General features: G+C 55.9%; 13 protein-coding genes and 2 pseudogenes. 5 read left to right on the top strand and 10 right to left on the bottom strand.

Annotated elements, in window-relative coordinates:
- Positions 1 to 11 precede the first annotated feature (11 nt).
- The 4 genes and pseudogenes from mhpD to mhpB all read right to left on the bottom strand — a co-directional run bounded on the left by mhpD (position 12) and on the right by mhpB (position 2,938).
- Positions 12 to 806, bottom strand: a complete 795-nt coding sequence (mhpD, locus tag RHM55_RS18635) for a 2-keto-4-pentenoate hydratase (RefSeq protein WP_322177747.1) — start codon at positions 804 to 806, stop codon at positions 12 to 14.
- Positions 807 to 1,004: 198 nt separating this feature from the next.
- Positions 1,005 to 1,116: pseudogene (locus RHM55_RS26005) on the bottom strand (hypothetical protein); the annotation flags it as partial.
- Positions 1,109 to 1,966 (bottom strand): alpha/beta fold hydrolase, encoded by an 858-nt coding sequence (locus RHM55_RS18630; protein ID WP_322177746.1) that lies wholly within the window; start codon positions 1,964 to 1,966, stop codon positions 1,109 to 1,111. The pseudogene RHM55_RS26005 and the gene RHM55_RS18630, both read right to left, overlap by 8 nt.
- Before the next feature lie 21 nt (positions 1,967 to 1,987).
- On the bottom strand, positions 1,988 to 2,938 hold the full coding sequence (gene mhpB, locus RHM55_RS18625) for a 3-carboxyethylcatechol 2,3-dioxygenase (protein ID WP_322177745.1): 951 nt from the start codon (positions 2,936 to 2,938) through the stop codon (positions 1,988 to 1,990).
- Between the two features lie 733 nt (positions 2,939 to 3,671).
- Between mhpB and RHM55_RS26000 the strand changes: the two are divergent.
- Together RHM55_RS26000 and RHM55_RS25995 are read left to right on the top strand one after the other, a co-directional pair.
- Positions 3,672 to 4,976 (top strand): annotated as a pseudogene (locus tag RHM55_RS26000) (chemotaxis protein); the annotation flags it as partial.
- 42 nt (positions 4,977 to 5,018) lie between these two features.
- Positions 5,019 to 5,924 (top strand): methyl-accepting chemotaxis protein, encoded by a 906-nt coding sequence (locus tag RHM55_RS25995; protein WP_416152026.1) that lies wholly within the window; start codon positions 5,019 to 5,021, stop codon positions 5,922 to 5,924.
- Between the two features lie 188 nt (positions 5,925 to 6,112).
- On the opposite strand, the gene RHM55_RS18615 is transcribed toward RHM55_RS25995, so the two are convergent.
- The 3 genes from RHM55_RS18615 to RHM55_RS18605 form a co-directional block, all read right to left on the bottom strand.
- On the bottom strand, positions 6,113 to 7,009 hold the full coding sequence (locus RHM55_RS18615; RefSeq protein ID WP_322177743.1) for a nucleotidyl transferase AbiEii/AbiGii toxin family protein: 897 nt from the start codon (positions 7,007 to 7,009) through the stop codon (positions 6,113 to 6,115).
- On the bottom strand, positions 6,996 to 7,523 hold the full coding sequence (gene abiEi, locus RHM55_RS18610; RefSeq protein WP_322177742.1) for a type IV toxin-antitoxin system AbiEi family antitoxin: 528 nt from the start codon (positions 7,521 to 7,523) through the stop codon (positions 6,996 to 6,998). The genes RHM55_RS18615 and abiEi overlap by 14 nt, the downstream gene beginning before the upstream one ends.
- 128 nt (positions 7,524 to 7,651) lie before the next feature.
- Positions 7,652 to 9,064, bottom strand: coding sequence for an MFS transporter (locus RHM55_RS18605; RefSeq protein WP_322177741.1), 1,413 nt, complete (start codon positions 9,062 to 9,064; stop codon positions 7,652 to 7,654).
- Positions 9,065 to 9,156: 92 nt separating this feature from the next.
- Here RHM55_RS18605 and RHM55_RS18600 point away from each other — a divergent pair, with 92 nt between their 5' ends.
- The 3 genes from RHM55_RS18600 to RHM55_RS18590 all read left to right on the top strand — a co-directional run bounded on the left by RHM55_RS18600 (position 9,157) and on the right by RHM55_RS18590 (position 10,503).
- Positions 9,157 to 9,807 (top strand): helix-turn-helix transcriptional regulator, encoded by a 651-nt coding sequence (locus RHM55_RS18600; protein ID WP_322177740.1) that lies wholly within the window; start codon positions 9,157 to 9,159, stop codon positions 9,805 to 9,807.
- Between the two features lie 71 nt (positions 9,808 to 9,878).
- On the top strand, positions 9,879 to 10,112 hold the full coding sequence (locus RHM55_RS18595; RefSeq protein ID WP_322177739.1) for a DUF2845 domain-containing protein: 234 nt from the start codon (positions 9,879 to 9,881) through the stop codon (positions 10,110 to 10,112).
- A 118-nt stretch (positions 10,113 to 10,230) separates the two neighbouring features.
- Positions 10,231 to 10,503, top strand: a complete 273-nt coding sequence (locus RHM55_RS18590) for a hypothetical protein (protein ID WP_219064278.1) — start codon at positions 10,231 to 10,233, stop codon at positions 10,501 to 10,503.
- Between the two features lie 86 nt (positions 10,504 to 10,589).
- Here RHM55_RS18590 and RHM55_RS18585 read toward each other — a convergent pair whose 3' ends face one another.
- From RHM55_RS18585 to RHM55_RS18575, 3 genes are all read right to left on the bottom strand, one after another.
- Positions 10,590 to 12,275, bottom strand: coding sequence for a methyl-accepting chemotaxis protein (locus tag RHM55_RS18585; protein ID WP_322177738.1), 1,686 nt, complete (start codon positions 12,273 to 12,275; stop codon positions 10,590 to 10,592).
- Positions 12,276 to 12,336: 61 nt separating this feature from the next.
- Complete coding sequence (locus tag RHM55_RS18580; protein WP_322177737.1) at positions 12,337 to 13,404, bottom strand: HD-GYP domain-containing protein; 1,068 nt, start codon at positions 13,402 to 13,404, stop codon at positions 12,337 to 12,339.
- Positions 13,401 to 16,811, bottom strand: coding sequence for a PAS domain S-box protein (locus tag RHM55_RS18575; protein ID WP_322177736.1), 3,411 nt, complete (start codon positions 16,809 to 16,811; stop codon positions 13,401 to 13,403). Before RHM55_RS18575 ends, RHM55_RS18580 begins: the two co-directional genes overlap by 4 nt.
- Positions 16,812 to 17,171: the final 360 nt, after the last annotated feature.

The following is a 17,171-nucleotide window of genomic DNA, read 5'->3' as shown; positions in this document are numbered from 1 at the left end:
GAGCCTGCCGATCACTCGGCCGAAAAGTTGACTGCGACCTGGCCTATACCTTCGATCACGGCCTCGAAACGATCACCCGCGCTGACCCCCACCATCGGCCCGAGAGCGCCAGTGAGGATGATGTCGCCGGCTTGCAACGGCTCGCCCAGACTCGCCATGGTGCGGGCCAGCCACACTGCGGCATTAAGCGGATGCCCCAGACATTCTGCCCCGCTGCCACTGGAGACCCGCTCACCGTTGCGGGTCATGTTCATCACTGCTTTGCGCAGATCGACTCCTGCCAGGCGCACGGCTGGGCCGCCTAATACGAAACAACCGCTGGAGGCGTTGTCTGCAACGGTGTCGACGAAGCGAATGTTCCAGTCCTGCACTCGGGAACCTACAATCTCCAACGCGGGCAGTACCCAGGCGGCGGCATCAAGCACATCGGCAAAAGTAGTGTCGGCACGTGGTAGAGCCTTGTCCAGAATCAAGGCAATTTCCGCCTCTATCTTCGGCTGCAGCACAGCGCCAATAGATACGGTTTCGTTGTCGCCATAGCACATGTCGGCAAACAAGGTGCCGAAGTCCGGCTGATTGACCCCCAGCTGAACCTGTACTTTGGGGTTGGTCAGGCCGATCTTGCGCCCCACCACACGCCGGCCTGCGGCCACTGCATGGGCGACGTTCAGGCGCTGAATAGCGTAGGCCGCCTCACCGGAGTCTTCACCGATCCGCTCACGCAACGGGGCAATCGCCTCCCCCGTGCGTTCGGCATCGCGCAAGGCACCAGCCAGTTGCTCCAGGGTTTGTTGGGTCACGCTCATATTCACCTCGCGCTAAGTTGTCGGGATGATGTTAGGAATACGCCAGCGGGTCAGCGATCCCGTGAGTTACGCCGTTATCCCACCAGCGCTGAAATTACTCATCGTCAGCCAGTTGCCGCGCCTGTTCACGCAACAGGAATTTCTGAACCTTGCCAGTACTGGTTTTTGGCGGGTCGCTGAACACCACCTATCCAGAGGGTGGTAAACCACCCCCCTGGGATTACCGGTGGTGCCGAGGTGTAGTTGAGGCTGATCGCCTGCCATTCATCTTGGGCAACGGCCAGGTAAAGTGCTCATTGCCCTCAGCTAGAGAGGAAGTCCAACACCAGGCGATTGAAGCGCTCGGCATGCTCCCACTGCACCCAGTGACCGCAGTTGTTGAATAGGTGCAATTCGCTGTTGGGGATACCGGCGACCAGACGCAGTCCGGTGTCCATCGGCACGAAACGATCGTTACGCCCCCAGATAATCAGGGTCGGCGCGCGGATTTCACCCAAATGCATGGACACATCGGGGAACTGACGCGGGTTCAAGTCCAGACTTCTAGTAAAGCTCTCGAGGTGGTAGCGGTGCTGCAGAATATTTTCCAGGCGCCCGGTCACCAGTTCGGGTGTCAGGTCGCCGCTGTCATGGACAAAGACGTCCATCATCTGCTGCAAGTTGGCCAAGGTCGGTTCGCGGTAAACCTTCTGCAACAACTTGATGCCCTCGGTAGGCATCGGCACAAACGGGCTGGCTCCCCCCGTACCACCGCCCATCAGCACTAGACGGCCGACCTGCTCCGGATAAGCCAGAGTGAAAGCCACCACACTGTGCCCACCCATGGAGTTGCCGATCAAATGAGCACGCGACACGCCCAACTTATCCAGCAGCCCTTTGAGCACCCGCGCGTTGAGCGCTGAACGCGACCCGGTGCAGACAATACTGTCACTCTTGCTCCAGCCGGGGCAGTCCATCAGCAACACTCGGTAGCCAGCCCGCACCAGAGGCTCGACGTTACGACTGAAATTCGACCAGCCGCTGGCTCCAGGTCCGGACCCATGCAGCATGACCACCACCTCCTGCCCATCACCACAGTCGTGATAGTGAATATTCAGGCTCAGGCCTTCGTCGTTGATCATGGCAAAGCGACTGGTTTCACCTTCGCTGTACTGACTCATGGGGTACTCTCTGAAGGGTTCTCAGACGTGGATAACGGGCTTGGCGCTCAGCGAGCCAAACCCGGCGATCCACTCTGGAACAGGACGATAATAACGGTCGCTCGCCTGATACGGGCCGAAGCACGCCAGGGCCGCGAAGGCGGCAACCCAGGTTTTGATTTCATGGGAAGACTTGCCGGCCAGGGCCGACAGCTCGGCGTTGGCCACAGCGTCCAACTCACTCAGCCGACCTTGCTCAAGCAACGTAAGGAAACTCTGATCCCACTCTGGATTGAGTGGGTACAGTGAAGTCGGGTCCTCTACGAAACGCTGTGCCGCAAGGATCACTCGTTGCGTACGAGCAGCGCGCTCATCGGCCGGCAGATAGCGGCCACTGCCTTTGAGCCGATCGGCCATTAACCCCTCAACCTTCGCCAGCTCCGGAACCGGAGGCTGATGAGACAGCCCACCCGAGCCCAGGAACAGCACGCGTCTATTGAGTGACTGCGCCCACCGCCCCAAGGCTTCGCCCAACAGCCGGGCACGTTGAAAACTCGGCAGCGGAGTTGCCACCGAGTTGATGAAGACCGGGATCACCGGCACTTCCTGCAAGCCACCAAACAACATCTCCAGCGGCTGAGCAAAACCATGATCAAGCTGCATCCGGTACGACACAGCGACATCAACACCATCACACAGAACTGATTCAGCACAGCTCTCCGCCAACGCCTGGGGGACAGCAAGCGGTCCGGCCAGAGTGCCAAAATCACCGATGGCATGGGCGACCATGCCAATGCAGAACGACGGCATCACGTCGTAGAAAAACCCGTTGTAGTGGTCCGCACTGAACAAAATGACCAGTTCCGGGTTGAAAGCCGCGATACGCTGCCGGGCCGCCTCGACAACGCTGGCAACCTCATCCAGAACAGCGGCAGCAGGGTCCACATGTCCCATCAATGGTGTATGCGACAGGCAATGTAGATAGGCGCTCATTTCACTCTCACTCTCACGATCAACTGATCCGCGGGAATCACTGGAATGCCCGTGATTGATTGGAGCCTGAGCATAGGTCCGAGGTAAAAAACCAGCAGTCCATTGAAACACCGCGTTATCCCATCAGCGCACGAAACTGCACAAAGGGCGCGCTGAGGGTTTGATGCCCGTGAGGGGGAAATAACGTATCTATTGGCTACTTCGTTGTCACCGCGCCGCCAGTCGAAATGACAGCCATTGTTCAGAGAACCCCAAGGGGGACGGAGCGCAACTTCGAACAAGCAAATACCGTACTTAAGTACAGATTTAATAATCGCCACACTGCATCCCCACCTTAACTTTCTTCGAAAAGTCGCTGTTTATCCAGACCGCTCCCGCTCATGATGAGACGTTAGACCCGTACCAAAGTACAAGACCCCCGCTAACACTAAAAACCGAGCCCCTATATGTTAGCCGGCTAACATTTCCACCGTGATCTTAATCGATACAAGGTTGCGGAAAAGGTAACTAGTGATACAGATAATACTTTCACAATTTTTTTACATGTTATTAAATAATGTCGTTCCGGCGGTCTGGCTGGACAGGGTGTAGAGCGTATTAGAGCAACGCTCACTCACCGAGTTTCCCAACACCGTAAAACTAAAGTCAATGGACCCTGACTACTTAGCTGTCACGCTGCGAACCTCCTGCGCTGAGTAACTCTCTTTCGCCGGAGGTCGGGTGTAAGCAGCAAATGATTGAGCGTTATCTGCCAGGGCGAGCAAGTGCATTCGGCACTTTCATCTTTGACGTTAGTCACAACAAAAGCGAGCTGGGGGAAACCATGAAATTCACATCACTGCAAGCCAGAATTTGCACCACCGCAGGGTTATGCCTGCTTGTTTCGTCGGCAAGTCTGGTTTCATATGGGCTTTTTTCTTCCAGGGCCAATGACCAATACGTCGCCAGCGAAGTGTCGGCGCTTGTTGAAAAGTCGACCATTCGTGAAGTGCAGAACCTCGCAGAGTCCAGGGCTAACGCCATTCAGGCCAAGTTGCAGAATGCGTTGGATTCGGCACGCACCATGGCCAATACCTTTGCTGCCAGCAAGACCTTGCAAAGCCCGCTTTCACTCGGGCGAGAGCAGATCAATAACGTCTTGCTCAGTGTGCTCAAGGATAATCCTGACTTTAACGGCACCTATTCATGCTGGGAGCCTGATGCGCTGGACGGACAGGATCAGGCTTTTCGCAACGGGCAGGAGGGTAACAACCCTCTGACCGGACGCTTCACGCCTTACTGGACACGCAGTTCCGATGGCCATGTCGCGGTGCAGCCGCTGGTCGAGTATGACTCCCAGGAACGTCATCCCAATGGTGTGCCCAAGGGCGGCTGGTATGCTGGCCCTCGCGACACACTGAAGGAAAGCGTGCTCGACCCGATTCCTTATGTGGTGCAGGGCAAGAATGTCTGGCTGACCACCTTGTCGGTGCCGATCGTGGCCAATGGCAAGTTCTACGGTGTGGTCGGCGCCGACTTCGACATTGCCTTCATTCAGAAGCTCAGCGAGCAGATGTCTGCAGACCTGTATGGCGGCAAAGGCTCGGTGTCGATATTGAGCAACCAGGGGTTGGTGGTTGCAGACAGTCAACGCACCGACCTTATCGGCCAGTCCATCAAGTCGCTGTTACCCAAGAGCTGGGAAAAGACCTTGGGCGATATCCAGAGCGGTCGCGGTGACGGCCTGCTCAACAAGGAGACTCAGGACATCGAAGTGCTGATGCCGATCCAGCTGGGACGCACAGGCAAACCTTGGGCGATCCTGATTCGGCTGCCCAAAGCGGTGGTCATGAGTCAGGCGATTGCCCTTGAGCAAGAGCTGCAGTCGCGCAGTACCAGCAGCAGTGTCTGGCAGGTGTCAGTGGGGCTGGGGATTTCGCTGCTGGCCCTGGTGGCGCTGTGGTTTGCCGCGGCGAAAATAGTTGGGCCGATCCGCGAGGCCGCAGCACTGGCCGCCAACATCAGTCTGGGGGATTTCTCGCGCCGGCTGGTTCAGCAATCCGAGGATGAAGTGGGACAGCTGTCTTTTGCCCTGAACGAAATGTCGGAAAGCCTGCAGCGCCAGGTTCGGGTCGCCGAACGTATTTCCGAAGGGGACCTGGATCTGGAAGTCAGGCTGTCGTCCCCGCACGATACCTTGGGCAAGTCATTGGCGAAAATGGTCAGCAATCTCAACAACCTGATTTCCGAAGTACAGGTCAGTGCGACCCGGATTACCGGCAGTTCCGCACAGGTCACCGACTTGAGCCAGTCGTTGTCCGATGGCGCGTCCAATTCTGCATCGTCCATTACCGAGATCAGCGCCGTGATGACGCAGATGGCCGCGCAGACCACCGACAACGCCGACAACGCCAAAAAAGCTGACGAGCAATCCCAGTCTTCACGGGCCGACGCAGGCGAAAGCGACAAGCTGATGAGTGAGTTGATCGCCGCCATGGCCGAGATCGACAACTCAGGCAAAGACATCACTGCAATCATCACGACTATCGACAACATCGCTGCACAAACCAATCTATTGGCATTGAATGCGGCGATCGAGGCCGCCAGAGCCGGAGAGCTTGGGCGCGGTTTTGCCGTGGTGGCCGATGAGGTGCGCAGCCTGGCAGCGCGTAGTGCCGAGGCGGCCCAGCAAACAGCGGCGCTGATTGCCGACTCCTCCACCAAGACTCAGCGCGGCATGATTATCGCTGGTCGCACCGCCGAGTCGCTGAAGAACATCGTCAGCGGCACCAGCGCGGTGTCCAGCCTGGTGTCGCTGATTTACCAGGCGTCGAGCGAGCAGGCTTCCGGTCTGCGGCAGGCCAGTATCGGCCTTGAGCAGATCGATGAAGTGACCCAACAAAACCAATCCAACTCACATGAGTGCGCTTTGGCTGCCAGGGATCTTTCGGAGCGAGCATCAGTGATGCAAGGTGTATTAAGCCGCTTCAAAATAAAAAACACGTAGGGAAGCGCTTAACAACTCACCCTTTCAGAACGTGCCGCCGGGCGCCACCAAACGAAACACCAACGAAGCCCGCCTTGTGCGGGCTTTGTTGTATCCGGGGTTTGAGTTCTGTGACCGTTTTGCACAGTTTCTGCCGGCGTCTTTCCCTCCTTCGTACAGACAAAGTCGGTCTAGACAAACGTCCGAAATCACATCTTGAAGACACCGCTGGAGTCATCGCCGTTGAGCGCTTTCTCGGTCAATGCGTATAGATCACGTATATGGCCAACCAGAAACGTCCAGAATGCGGCTTGGTTGACCGTTTGCGTCACCCGCTCAACCGGTAAAAGCCGACTCATTTCTTTGCGAAAGTCGGTCACTACCTTTGGCTCGGAATCCAGCATCTCCGTGCGCTCCTTGAACAGGGCCAGGAAATACTTGGATACGCACTGATGGTCGGCGAGCTTTTTATCAATCAAGTCCAGTTGCGGCGTTATCCCCTGCTGGCGCAACCACACCATGTCCCAGAGATCACGGTTCTTGATTCGATTGGGACGCAAAGCAAAAGCAACGATCTTGTCGGCATAAATTTCTTCGCGTGTTTCCGCTTGCAGGATCAGACCGCTCGTCCCCATGTCGACCCCATAAGGATTTAGAAGCAGCATGGGCTGTGGCTGGTAGCTCGGAATGGAGCACACATCGATGTTGATGCGCTGGGCAGGCAGATCCTTGCGCCCAGGCCTTGTTTGAACTTTCAGCTTCCAGGTGTCTACATTACCTTCCTCGCGAACAGGATCGCCAACCTCGACTTCAAGGCCGTATTTAGCCTTCAGACTTTCAACCAGTACGCGACCAAGCTCACTCAGACTCGCGCGATTGAAGTCAGCCCCACCCGTGAAGTCGAGATCCTCGCTCAGCCGGTTGGACCCGTAGCACGCTCGCAGGCACGTACCTCCGATGAATGTCAGTTTGGTGAGCATGCCTGCAGAACTCAGTGCCAGCATGATGTCGTGATGCAGCAGTTCTTTTTCTACAACTACTCGCAACGGGGCCAAATCCTGTTTGTTTTTAAGCCCTTCATCCACCAGCTCATCAAACAAACTCATTGGCAACACTCCAATCGATTAAGTCCATGTTCCGCTTCGCGGCCTTCATGTCACGCAATGCCTGTTTGGGGGTTGCCCGCCATAGCCGGCAACGCGAGTCATAGTGAACGTCGCGAACCAGGTCTTGTGGTTTTTGACGGGTGTGCACAAATTCGATGGTCCCCCATCGACCACATGAAATCCTGCTGCTGCGCCCAGATGACATCAGCGTGATCCAATTAATCGGGATCTGCGAAATGACCCCGGAATCACTCAATGCCGTTTCAAGGCTGATGTAATTGAACTGAGTCGCGCGCAGCCTCGCCGCAGCATGAAACAGCACCAATCCGCCGGATGGATTTACCGGTTCAAACAGGTATAGCCCCCTGCACACCCGAGCCAAATGCCCTTGCGATACGGCCCGACTCAACAGCGTTTTGTAGGCACCATCAGAAAGGTCAGGCACAAGCGCCCTTAGGTCGTCTGGCGTGAAGAGGTAGCGCTCTTTACTGGCGAGCCGTGCCAGGTCACGCATCAGTCGCCGCATAGGCTGCGTGGGAGTAGAGATTGGCCGCATGCCGATCACTCAACGGAAAGTTTCACTTAATGTAACTTACTGTCTAGTCTATAACAAGGCTGAAGCCTTCCATGCCTGTCTCGTCGCTAACCGATCCGGCGAGCCAGCAACATGGCTAACACAGGCGCCAAAGCGAAACTGGCGAACAACCACGCGGCAGCCGACTGCGTGCCCGCGATGCCGTCCTGCCCGCCAAGCCCTGCCGCATTTGCGACCAATCCCGCGACCGCCGCGCCCATGGCCATGCCGTACAGTTGAACCGTGGTGATGGCGGCAGACGCCATGCCGCCTTCACCGGGTGGCGCCAGGGTCAAAACGCGGGTCAGCAGATGTGGCCAGCAAATGCCGACGCCCGCCCCCACACCGGCCAGCGCCAGACCGCAGAAAAGTGTGCGCATACCCGCAGGCAGGTCGTCGACTGCCGGCATCAGTACTGCCAGCACCAGCAGACTGGACGCACACAGCAGTGGACCGGCACGCAATAGACGCGCGGCAGTAACACCGCCGTGGCCTGACGAAAACAGTGATGCCATGCTCCAGCCAGCCGCCATCGCCGCAGTCAGGTAGCCTGCCGCCAGCGGTGTCAGACCCTGCAGTTTTTGCAGGAAATAAGGCACGAAGATTTCCGTCGTGGTGCCGATCAACAGCAAGGCCACGCTCGCATAAACAGCGCCCAGCGGCGTGCCAAGAGCGGTCGCGCCGACCGGCAGCAAGCGTACGGTGGCACGCCGATCACACTCGATGGCACTCATGCCCAAGGCCAGACCAGCGACGACACCAAGGCACTGCCAGATCAGTGCCGCCGACATGCTGCCCGCAGCGATGGCCAGCACGGAGGTTGCCAGCAGCCCGATCTGCATGAAAGGAATGCGAGGCGTGCTGTCCACGGAGGATTCCCGCGCCCCCATCGGCTGCAATTGCCCGATCACCAGCAGCCCTTGCAACAGCGCCACCGGCAGCAGCGTCCAGAACGCCCAGCGCCAATGTCCCGACTGGGCGAACAGCCCGCCCAATGCGGGCCCGCATAGCGTCGCCACCCCCCACATGCCAGAGACCAGCGCCACCGCACGAGGCCATAGCCGCGGCTCGAACACGACCCGAATCAACGCGTAGCTCAGCGCCGCCAGAGTGCCGCCACCGAGCCCCTGCACGCTGCGACCTGCCAGCATCCAGGGCATTGAAGTGGCGAGTGCGCAACCGGCCGACCCCACGGCGAACACCGCCAGCGCCGCAAGGCAGGCTCCCCGCTGACCCAGCACCGCCAGCAGCCAGACGGACAGCGCCGCACCAACAATGGAGGCCACGACAAAGAGCGTGGTGTTCCAGGCGTACCAGTCGAGCCCTCCGATGTCCTGCACCACTGACGGCAACACCGTAGTGACAATGTGGACGTTGATAGCATGCAGCGCCACGCCCCCCATCAGTGCCAGCGCCAACACGCCGTTTCTGCCTCGCAGCAAGTCACCCCAAGCGGTAACAGTCAGTGAATCTGTGTGCATGCTCATTCCCTCGACAGGTGGACAGCCAACGCCTAATATCCAAGCATTGGCTTGGATATTAGGTGAATACATTGAATTACACAAGAGAAGACTTGGATATCTCAGCCTCACTGCCAACGTCGGATCGCATCCTGTTCTTCATCAAAACCAAGGGCTCCGTTTCAAACGCAGCCATTGCCCAGGCCCTGGACATGACTGCCGAGGCGGCGCGTCAGCAGGTGCAAAAGCTGGTAGCAGCGGGTTTGATCGAAGGTCGACTAGAAGCAGCATCCGGCGTCGGTCGCCCGCACCAGAACTGGGTGCTCACCGAGGCGGGTAACGGTCGCTTCCCTGATACGCATGCCCAGTTGACCGTGCAGTTGATTGGTTCGATACGCCAGATTTTTGGGGACGAAGGCCTGGATCGCTTGATTACACAACGCGAAGTGGACGCACGAGCGAGCTATCAACAGGTCTGTACGGGCGACTCCTTGCAGGAGCGACTGGAGCAACTGGCAATGATTCGCACGCAGGAGGGGTATATGGCGCGCGTCGAGCACGACGGCAAGGATTGGTTGCTGATAGAAGACCATTGCCCGATTTGTGCAGCCGCCCGCACATGCCAAGGCTTCTGCCGCTCCGAGCTGCAGCTGTTTCAGGAAATAACCGGACAGGGAGCGACGGTTATCCGGGAAGAGCATCTGCTCAGCGACGCACGACGCTGCGTCTACCGCATTGCCGGTACTCAAGCGACCACGTCGTGACACTTCCCATGATCAATCGATACTTAATCATAAGTCTGCTGCTAACCCTGAGCGCGAGCGCACAAGGGTCGATGCGCTGTGGTACCGGCATCGTTTCCGGAGGAGAGACCACCTCCGAGGTCATCGAAAAGTGCGGTAAACCGTCGGAGTCCAGCGTGATCGACCCCGTCATCGGCGAGAACGGGTATCCGAAGCCAGGATCTGTGACCGTTGAGCATTGGGTCTATGGGCCTGCCAACGGTGGTTACCGATACCTGAAGTTCATAGATGGCAAACTGGTAGGGATTGAGTTCAAGCGGAAATAATTGCGTATCGTTATAATCGCGGGGCTTCGGTCCAATGGATCAGAGCCTGTATCCAACCCCGACGACCCGCGCAGATTACGCCGCGTCCGCCGAGCCCCCCATGCTCAAGGAGATGTCCATGAAACGCGTAGTAATGACTGGATTGTTCCTTACCACTGCACTATTGGCGGCCCCGGTGTTTGCCGGGAACGAAAGCAGTCTGTGCCAGATAAACCTGCAAAAAGTCAGAGATGCTCTGGTGAGCAATCCCCAATTGAACGAGCAACTGAAGGGCGATGTCGAAACCACCGTCCATAGAGCCGAAGCAGCCCTCGCCAGGAACAACGATGAAGGCGCACGAGAATGCATTTCTCTAACGACCCAGGCGCTGCAAAAAGCCCAGAGCCATTAAAGCCGGCGAGCCCCATCACCTTCGCTCCAGGCTTGAAGTGATGGGGCGCGCAACGACAACTGCCCGCGTGTTGTTGCCCCCATTATTCAAACTTTGAACTGCCCCACCAGCCCTTGCAATTGAGCACCCAGACTGCTGAGTTCACGGGCTGTCTGCGCGCCCTCTACAGCGTCGATTGCGACACTGTCCACGGCGACAGCTATCTGGTGGACGCTACGATTGATCTCCTCAGCGACCGCTGTCTGCTCTTCCGCCGCACTGGCAATTTGGGCATTCATCGAGTTAATCGTTGCGATCAACTGAGCCATGGCGTCCAGCGACGTACCGGCAAGATTGGAGTGTTTTTGAGTGTCCTCTCCCATCTCACTGGCATGCTGCATGGCCGCAACGGCTTTGCTGGTGGCCGTTTGCAAACGATCAATCATTACCTGGATTTCACCCGTGCTGTGCTGGGTCCTGCTGGCCAAGGCGCGTACTTCGTCCGCAACCACCGCGAAGCCGCGTCCCGCCTCACCCGCTCGTGCAGCTTCGATCGCCGCGTTGAGCGCCAACAAATTGGTCTGCTCGGCAATCGAACGGATCACGTCCAGAACGCTCACGATGCTCTGCACATCCTGACGTAATGTTTCCATGGTATCGCTGGAGCCTCGAACCTCGGTCACCAACTGATGGATTTGGGCGATGCTTTTATCCACAACTTGCTTGGCCGTCTGCCCCTCCTTGTCAGTCTCGCTCGCTGCGTCGGCAGCTTGCTGAGCGCTGTGGGCAACTTCATGGGCGGCAGCGGACATTTCATTGATGGCCGTGGCGACCTGGTCAGTTTCATGACGCTGAGCACTGATCGCCTGCTCGGAACGATGCGCCTGATTAGCCACGGCCGTGACGAGCGTGGAGAGTTTGCCGGTGGTGCCCGCGACCTGTTGTACCAACACATGAATCTTTGCAACGAACAGGTTAAAGGAGTTGGCCAGTTCCCCCAGCTCATCCTGGCTTGTCACCAGCAAGCGCTGAGTCAAATCGCCCTCGCCAGAAGCCATATCGTCCAGATTGCGTTTAATCCGTAACAATGGCTTGAGCAAGGTGCTGCTCATCATGACGGCCAACACCGCCATGAAGATAAGCAGGCCCACTGCAGAGCCGATCATCACCATCAAGAGGCTGTGAACGCTGGTATCAAAACTACTGCGTGCTGCTTTTACTTGTGCCTCGACATCATCAAGATTGACGGACGTGCCGATAACCATGTCCCACTTGGGGAGAGAGAGGGAGTAACCCACTTTCGGCACCAGCACACTGCCGTCACTCAAGAGGAAGCTGTAGTGGACATAGTGACTATTGTCTCGCCCCGCACTCACCAATTCGCGAATTGCATACACGCCACTGGGGTCTTTGAACTCATAGAAGCTTTGACCAATTTTATCGTTGGTGTTGCCTTGAAAAATACGTACGGCATGGCTGTCATAGCCCCAGAAGTAGCCACTTTTTCCGTAGTTCAAACGCTTTAGCAGGGTAACGGCCTGGTCCCGCGCCGTGATGTCGTTGTTGCCCGACCCTTCATAAATAGGTGCGATGGCATTCATTGCCAACTCTACATATTGCTTTATTTCGACACGATGATCTTCAATCAGGCGCTCGCGGGTCTGGGTTTCTTGTTGATCCGCCAGCGTCTGCAACGCCTGAATGACGACCGCACACACGATAAAAGCCAGCGCACAAATGGGCACCAGCGTTAACAGCAACAGTTTACTTCTCAAGCGCAAATGGGTGAGCATGGCAGGCCCCTTTTAGTGATTCATAATGGCATACGTAAATCGGTACTTTAAAAGCGAATGCCTAGGGTTCCTGTGGTTCCATATGGCTGTTATGTATCGCCAGAATAGCGGGCCAGTTTTTATAAAAATGCTCGGCCACTGCCGGATCAAAGTGCTTACCGGCGTTGTCCCCGATGTACGCGGCTGCGTCCTCCACCGGCCAGGCTTTCTTATAGGGGCGTGATGACGCCAAGGCGTCGAAGACATCGGCCACCGCAACAATACGTCCTGCTTCAGGAATGGCTTCACCCTCCAGCCCGTTGGGGTAACCACTACCGTCCCATTTTTCGTGATGGCTTAACGCGATAACGCGTGCCAGGCACAGTAACTCCGAATCCCCATGTTCCAGAATTTCAGCACCAATCGCCGCGTGGGTTTTCATCACCTCCCATTCTTCGGGTTCAAACTTACCGGCCTTGAGCAGAATCGAATCCGGAATACCAATCTTGCCGACATCGTGCATCGGGCTGGCGTGCAGCAGTAGTTCACACTCGCTGTCCGCCCATCCCATGCTCTTGGCCAACAGCGCCGAATACAGACTCATTCGGACAATGTGCAGCCCCGTTTCGTTGTCGCGATATTCCGCCGCACGCCCAAGACAATGAACAACCTGTATACGCGCCTGGTACAGAGCATCCGTGCGGTGCTGCACCATGCGTTCCAGCGTTGCTTTCTGACCGTGCACTAATCGATGAGCCAGATGCGCGTCCAGTAAGTTACGCACACGCATGAGTAACTCGACACGCATAAAGGGCTTGATGACAAAATCCCGCGCACCCGCCGCCAGTGCTTTCAGCAGATAGTCCTGACCGCATTGAGCGGTCAGCATAATGATGGGCGGCAACAAAGGGTCATCAAGCGCCTTAAGCTGCTCCATCACCTGATAGCCATCCAGGTGCGGCATATTGATGTCGAGCAAAATAAGATCGGGTCGTAACTCCTTATAGCGCTCAAGAACCAGACGCGAATCCTGTATCAGAACCGGGCTGGAATATCCCTCACTGACCAGCATCTTGTGCAGCAGCTTAAGATTGGTCGTCTCATCGTCAATGACAAAAATACAAGAATGGTTAGTGGGCTGTGCGCTCATGTCTGAGCCTCCTTACTGTCAGCCAAACAGCCTTCTACCGTGCTCATGAGCAGGCCGAAGTCGATGGGTTTGGTGAGACATTTGGCGAAGCCGGCGGAAAGGGCTTTTTCGATGTCATGGGACATGGCATTAGCGGTCAGCGCGATAATGGGCGTTTTTTCAAGGCGCCCTTTCAGCACGTTGAGCAGCTTATAGCCGTCCATGCTCTGCATGTTCAGGTCTAGAAGTATTGCATCGAGCCGATAGGCTACCGCTAATTCAACACCTGACGGTGGTGTAACTGCGGTCACCAGGTGTAGATGGCTGTGCCTTGCAAACGCACCCGCCATCAACTTTACATTGACCGGATTATCGTCAAGGTACAGCACACATTTTTCGCGCGAGGGCTCAGTACCAACGGGTGTTGTATTGCCGACGCTGTTATTCGAATCGAGCCTCTCTTCTGTGGGTTGAGTGGGTAGCTCAATCCAGAAGGTCGTACCGACGCCCTCCTCGCTGACAACACCGACCGCCCCACCCATCAACGCTATCAAGCGACGAGAAATAGTGAGCCCGATACCGGTACCTTCAATGCCACTGTGTTCTGCGCCCAGTCGATTGAAGGGTTGAAACAGTTCGGGGACACGGTCAGATGGAATCCCGATTCCCGTGTCCGTCAGCGTGATTCTGAGTTTTTCATCATCAACAGGTTGTACGCCGACGCTAATATCACCGCCCTCACGGTTATATTTAACGGCGTTAGAAAGCAGGTTCAAAAGGACCTGTTTCAAACGCACCCGATCAGCACACACGACGATCCCCGCTGGGACATTGAGATGTAAAGTAATGTGCCTTGCTTCCGCCAGAATATGGATAAAACTCCAACATTCCTTAAGCAGGCAGGCCAGCTCAACTGCCTCGAGCGAGAGGCTGACATGCCCCGATTCAATGCTGGCTAAATCAAGCACTTCATTGATGAGTTCCAGCAGGTGTTTACCGCCTTTTAGAATCTCCTGGACACTGTCTTTCTGATCAGCGTTCAGGTCACTGTCACATTCAAGCATTTGCGCAAAACCAAGGACCGCATTCATTGGCGTACGCAGCTCGTGGCTCATGCTCGAGAGAAAATCAGATTTAGCCTGGTTCGCTTGATCGGCCGCTTTTCGGGCGTCGGCGAGCTCATTGCGGCGGGCCAGTTCTTCACTGAAGTCGGTGAAGATATTAAATAAATTCTGCAGGTCTCCTCGCTCGCCCCTGACGAAACCAATGCTGCTGGAGGAGATATAGACACTGCCATCCTTGCGCCGAATGGGGATGTAACCCACCCAGCTTTTACCCTCAGCCGCTGAACTTAACAGCTCAGTGGCGTAGGTCCCGGCAGTCTTCTCGGGCAGAAAAAGGGTGAAGGGTTGCCCGATACACTCGTTATCTGAATAGCCTAATTCTTGAGCATGCCGCTTATTCTGATAAATAAGCAGCCCTTGCCCATCGGTGATACTGACGCATTGACCACTGGCGTCGAACACGTTGCGAAACAGGGCCAAGCGTTGCTCGGCAATTTTGCGCGCCGTAATGTCCTGCACTTGATAGACGAAATGGACGTACTGCCCATCGTCGTTAAGCACTGCCGAAATATTGAGCAACACCCAAACAATCCGACCGCCTTTGGCGTAGTAACGCTTTTCGTGCTGCCAGTTCGACATTTCGCTACTGAGTAGCTTGCTTAAAAAAGCTTGATCGACCGCGATGTCATCCGGGTGGGTCAAGGTTTTGAAATCGGTGGCGAGCAGTTCATCCTCACTAAAACCGAGCATTGAGCACAAGGCACTGTTGACCAACAACCAGGCGCCTGACAATGAGATCAGGGCCATGCCGATGCCAGACGCTTCGAACGCCCCGCGAAAGCGAACTTCACTTTCTGCTAACGCAATTTCGGCCATCTTGCGCACGTGAATATCTTGCACAACACCCAGCATGTGAAGAGCGCCATCGGTCTCGTCACTGACGACGGCCCCTTTTTCTTGCAACCAATGCACCGTGTTGTCTGGCCACACGACTCGAAACTCAATTTCATAGGGCGAGCGGCTTTCAATGCTGACGTTAATGATGCGGGTCAGTTTTTGACGGTCATCAATATGCACCGCGATGAGAAAGTCGCCGTAGTCCCGCTTTAGCTTCCCTGCCGGATAGCCAAAGAGTTGCAAGGTTCGGTCCGAACAGGAGACATCACCGTTCGCCAGGTTCATGTCCCATGTACCGATACTGGTGACTTCCTGACTCAAGCGAAGCCTTTCGTGGCTTAAGCGCAACGCGTTTTCACTGCATTTCAATGCGGTAATGTCCGTGCGAACGGACATGTATTGGGCGGGTTTTCCGGCAGCGTCTAAAAAAGGGACAATCGTTGCCTCGACCCAATAGGCATGACCACTCTTGGCTCTATTGCACAGCTCGCCACGCCATGTTTTCCCGGCGCTGATGGTACGCCACAGCGTTTGATAATAGGCTGAGTCGTGAATATTCGACTTAATCAGCCTGTGATTTTTGCCCAGTAACTCCTTCCGGCTGTAACCGCTGATCTGACAGAAGCGGTCATTCACGTGCACAATATTACCCGCGCTATCCGCGACGCTAATGATGGCGTGTTGATCAATCGCGGAACGCAACGCTTTAAGGCGGGCACGCGCTCGACGTGCATCCTCGCGCACGCGAACGAAAGCACTTTTTGCAGAACGATAACCCAACGCTTGCGAGCTGAGAGTCGCCACCAATAGCGTTAAGCCAACGGGCTCGATCAGAAAGCAAACACCGCTCGACACCTTGACCTGCGGCATCGTTTCAACGTCAGCGCCTCGTGTTAGAAAAATGACGGGTAATGAAATATTTTCAGGTCGTTGCCGCGCGATGACCAAGAGTTCCCCGGCTGATAGGGAGGGCAAATGGGCGCTCGCCACCAAAACGTCGGGCTTGAAATGATTAACAGCGTCTAGCGCCGCCAGCGGGTCGGGGGTGGAGAAGACACTAATGCCGACATCCCTTAAGGCTTCCGCCTTAGCGGTCAAGCTTGACTGATTGCAGTCAAGCAGAATGACGCGCAATGGGAGTGCGCTGCACCGAGTCCGGGCGGCTTCGATGAGAGAAACGACACAATCGACATCCAGCGGGCACTGGGAAAAAAGAGTGACCCCGAGTCGCTGCCACTCGATTTGATCCCGGACGCTATCCGCTGCGTCGCACAGCACAATCCACTCAGCTACTTCGCGTGCGCGTTCACTTAACTCCCCACGCTCGACTGATGAGAGTGTGCAGAGCCACGACTGCTCTGTCAGCAGCACCTCTTGGCTGCCCGATAAAGAGGGGAGTAATTTGAGACTGCGACACTCACTCACCTCGAATTCTTTTAAATCGAGATGCGTTATAAGCGATGACATCTCAGCAGAGAATTCACCGAGCGTTATTATTCTCAAAGACTGGGTACCAACATCAATTCGTCGAACCGCACCAGGAGGGGCTAGACGGATTAGCCAACACTTTCCCCTGTAAGATGTCAGGTCATTAGAATGGCTATTCGCTATTGTGTCCATCGCTAAACGTGTCCCCACCCTCACTCGCATGGGCAGGCATCTGTCTCGTTGCGCAAAATTCAATAAAAATTAAATTTACATAACCGATTGAAAAATATGAATTTAATGCAAAATATTTTTGAGGAGCACGTATAGCATTGACGCTTTTTTTGAGCGTACGTCTTTCGTCTATAGTACTTTGATCTAACCCAATCAAGCCTTGACGCC

Origin of the sequence: Pseudomonas sp. MH9.2, from assembly GCF_034353875.1 — a bacterium.
Classification (GTDB): Bacteria; Pseudomonadota; Gammaproteobacteria; order Pseudomonadales; family Pseudomonadaceae; genus Aquipseudomonas.
This window is presented reverse-complemented; position numbering and strand designations above follow the sequence as displayed.

What these genes read in the sequence shown, in the direction of transcription:
- RHM55_RS25995 (WP_416152026.1), top strand. Translation starts at nt 5,019, where the DNA reads ATGTCGGAAAGCCTGCAGCGCCAGGTTCGGGTCGCCGAACGTATTTCC.
- mhpD (WP_322177747.1), bottom strand. Translation starts at nt 806, where the DNA reads ATGAGCGTGACCCAACAAACCCTGGAGCAACTGGCTGGTGCCTTGCGC.
- mhpB (WP_322177745.1), bottom strand. Translation starts at nt 2,938, where the DNA reads ATGAGCGCCTATCTACATTGCCTGTCGCATACACCATTGATGGGACAT.
- RHM55_RS18605 (WP_322177741.1), bottom strand. Translation starts at nt 9,064, where the DNA reads ATGCACACAGATTCACTGACTGTTACCGCTTGGGGTGACTTGCTGCGA.
- RHM55_RS18575 (WP_322177736.1), bottom strand. Translation starts at nt 16,811, where the DNA reads ATGTCATCGCTTATAACGCATCTCGATTTAAAAGAATTCGAGGTGAGT.
- abiEi (WP_322177742.1), bottom strand. Translation starts at nt 7,523, where the DNA reads ATGCGTGACCTGGCACGGCTCGCCAGTAAAGAGCGCTACCTCTTCACG.
- RHM55_RS18590 (WP_219064278.1), top strand. Translation starts at nt 10,231, where the DNA reads ATGAAACGCGTAGTAATGACTGGATTGTTCCTTACCACTGCACTATTG.
- RHM55_RS18630 (WP_322177746.1), bottom strand. Translation starts at nt 1,966, where the DNA reads ATGAGTCAGTACAGCGAAGGTGAAACCAGTCGCTTTGCCATGATCAAC.
- RHM55_RS18580 (WP_322177737.1), bottom strand. Translation starts at nt 13,404, where the DNA reads ATGAGCGCACAGCCCACTAACCATTCTTGTATTTTTGTCATTGACGAT.
- RHM55_RS18615 (WP_322177743.1), bottom strand. Translation starts at nt 7,009, where the DNA reads ATGAGTTTGTTTGATGAGCTGGTGGATGAAGGGCTTAAAAACAAACAG.
- RHM55_RS18585 (WP_322177738.1), bottom strand. Translation starts at nt 12,275, where the DNA reads ATGCTCACCCATTTGCGCTTGAGAAGTAAACTGTTGCTGTTAACGCTG.
- RHM55_RS18595 (WP_322177739.1), top strand. Translation starts at nt 9,879, where the DNA reads ATGCGCTGTGGTACCGGCATCGTTTCCGGAGGAGAGACCACCTCCGAG.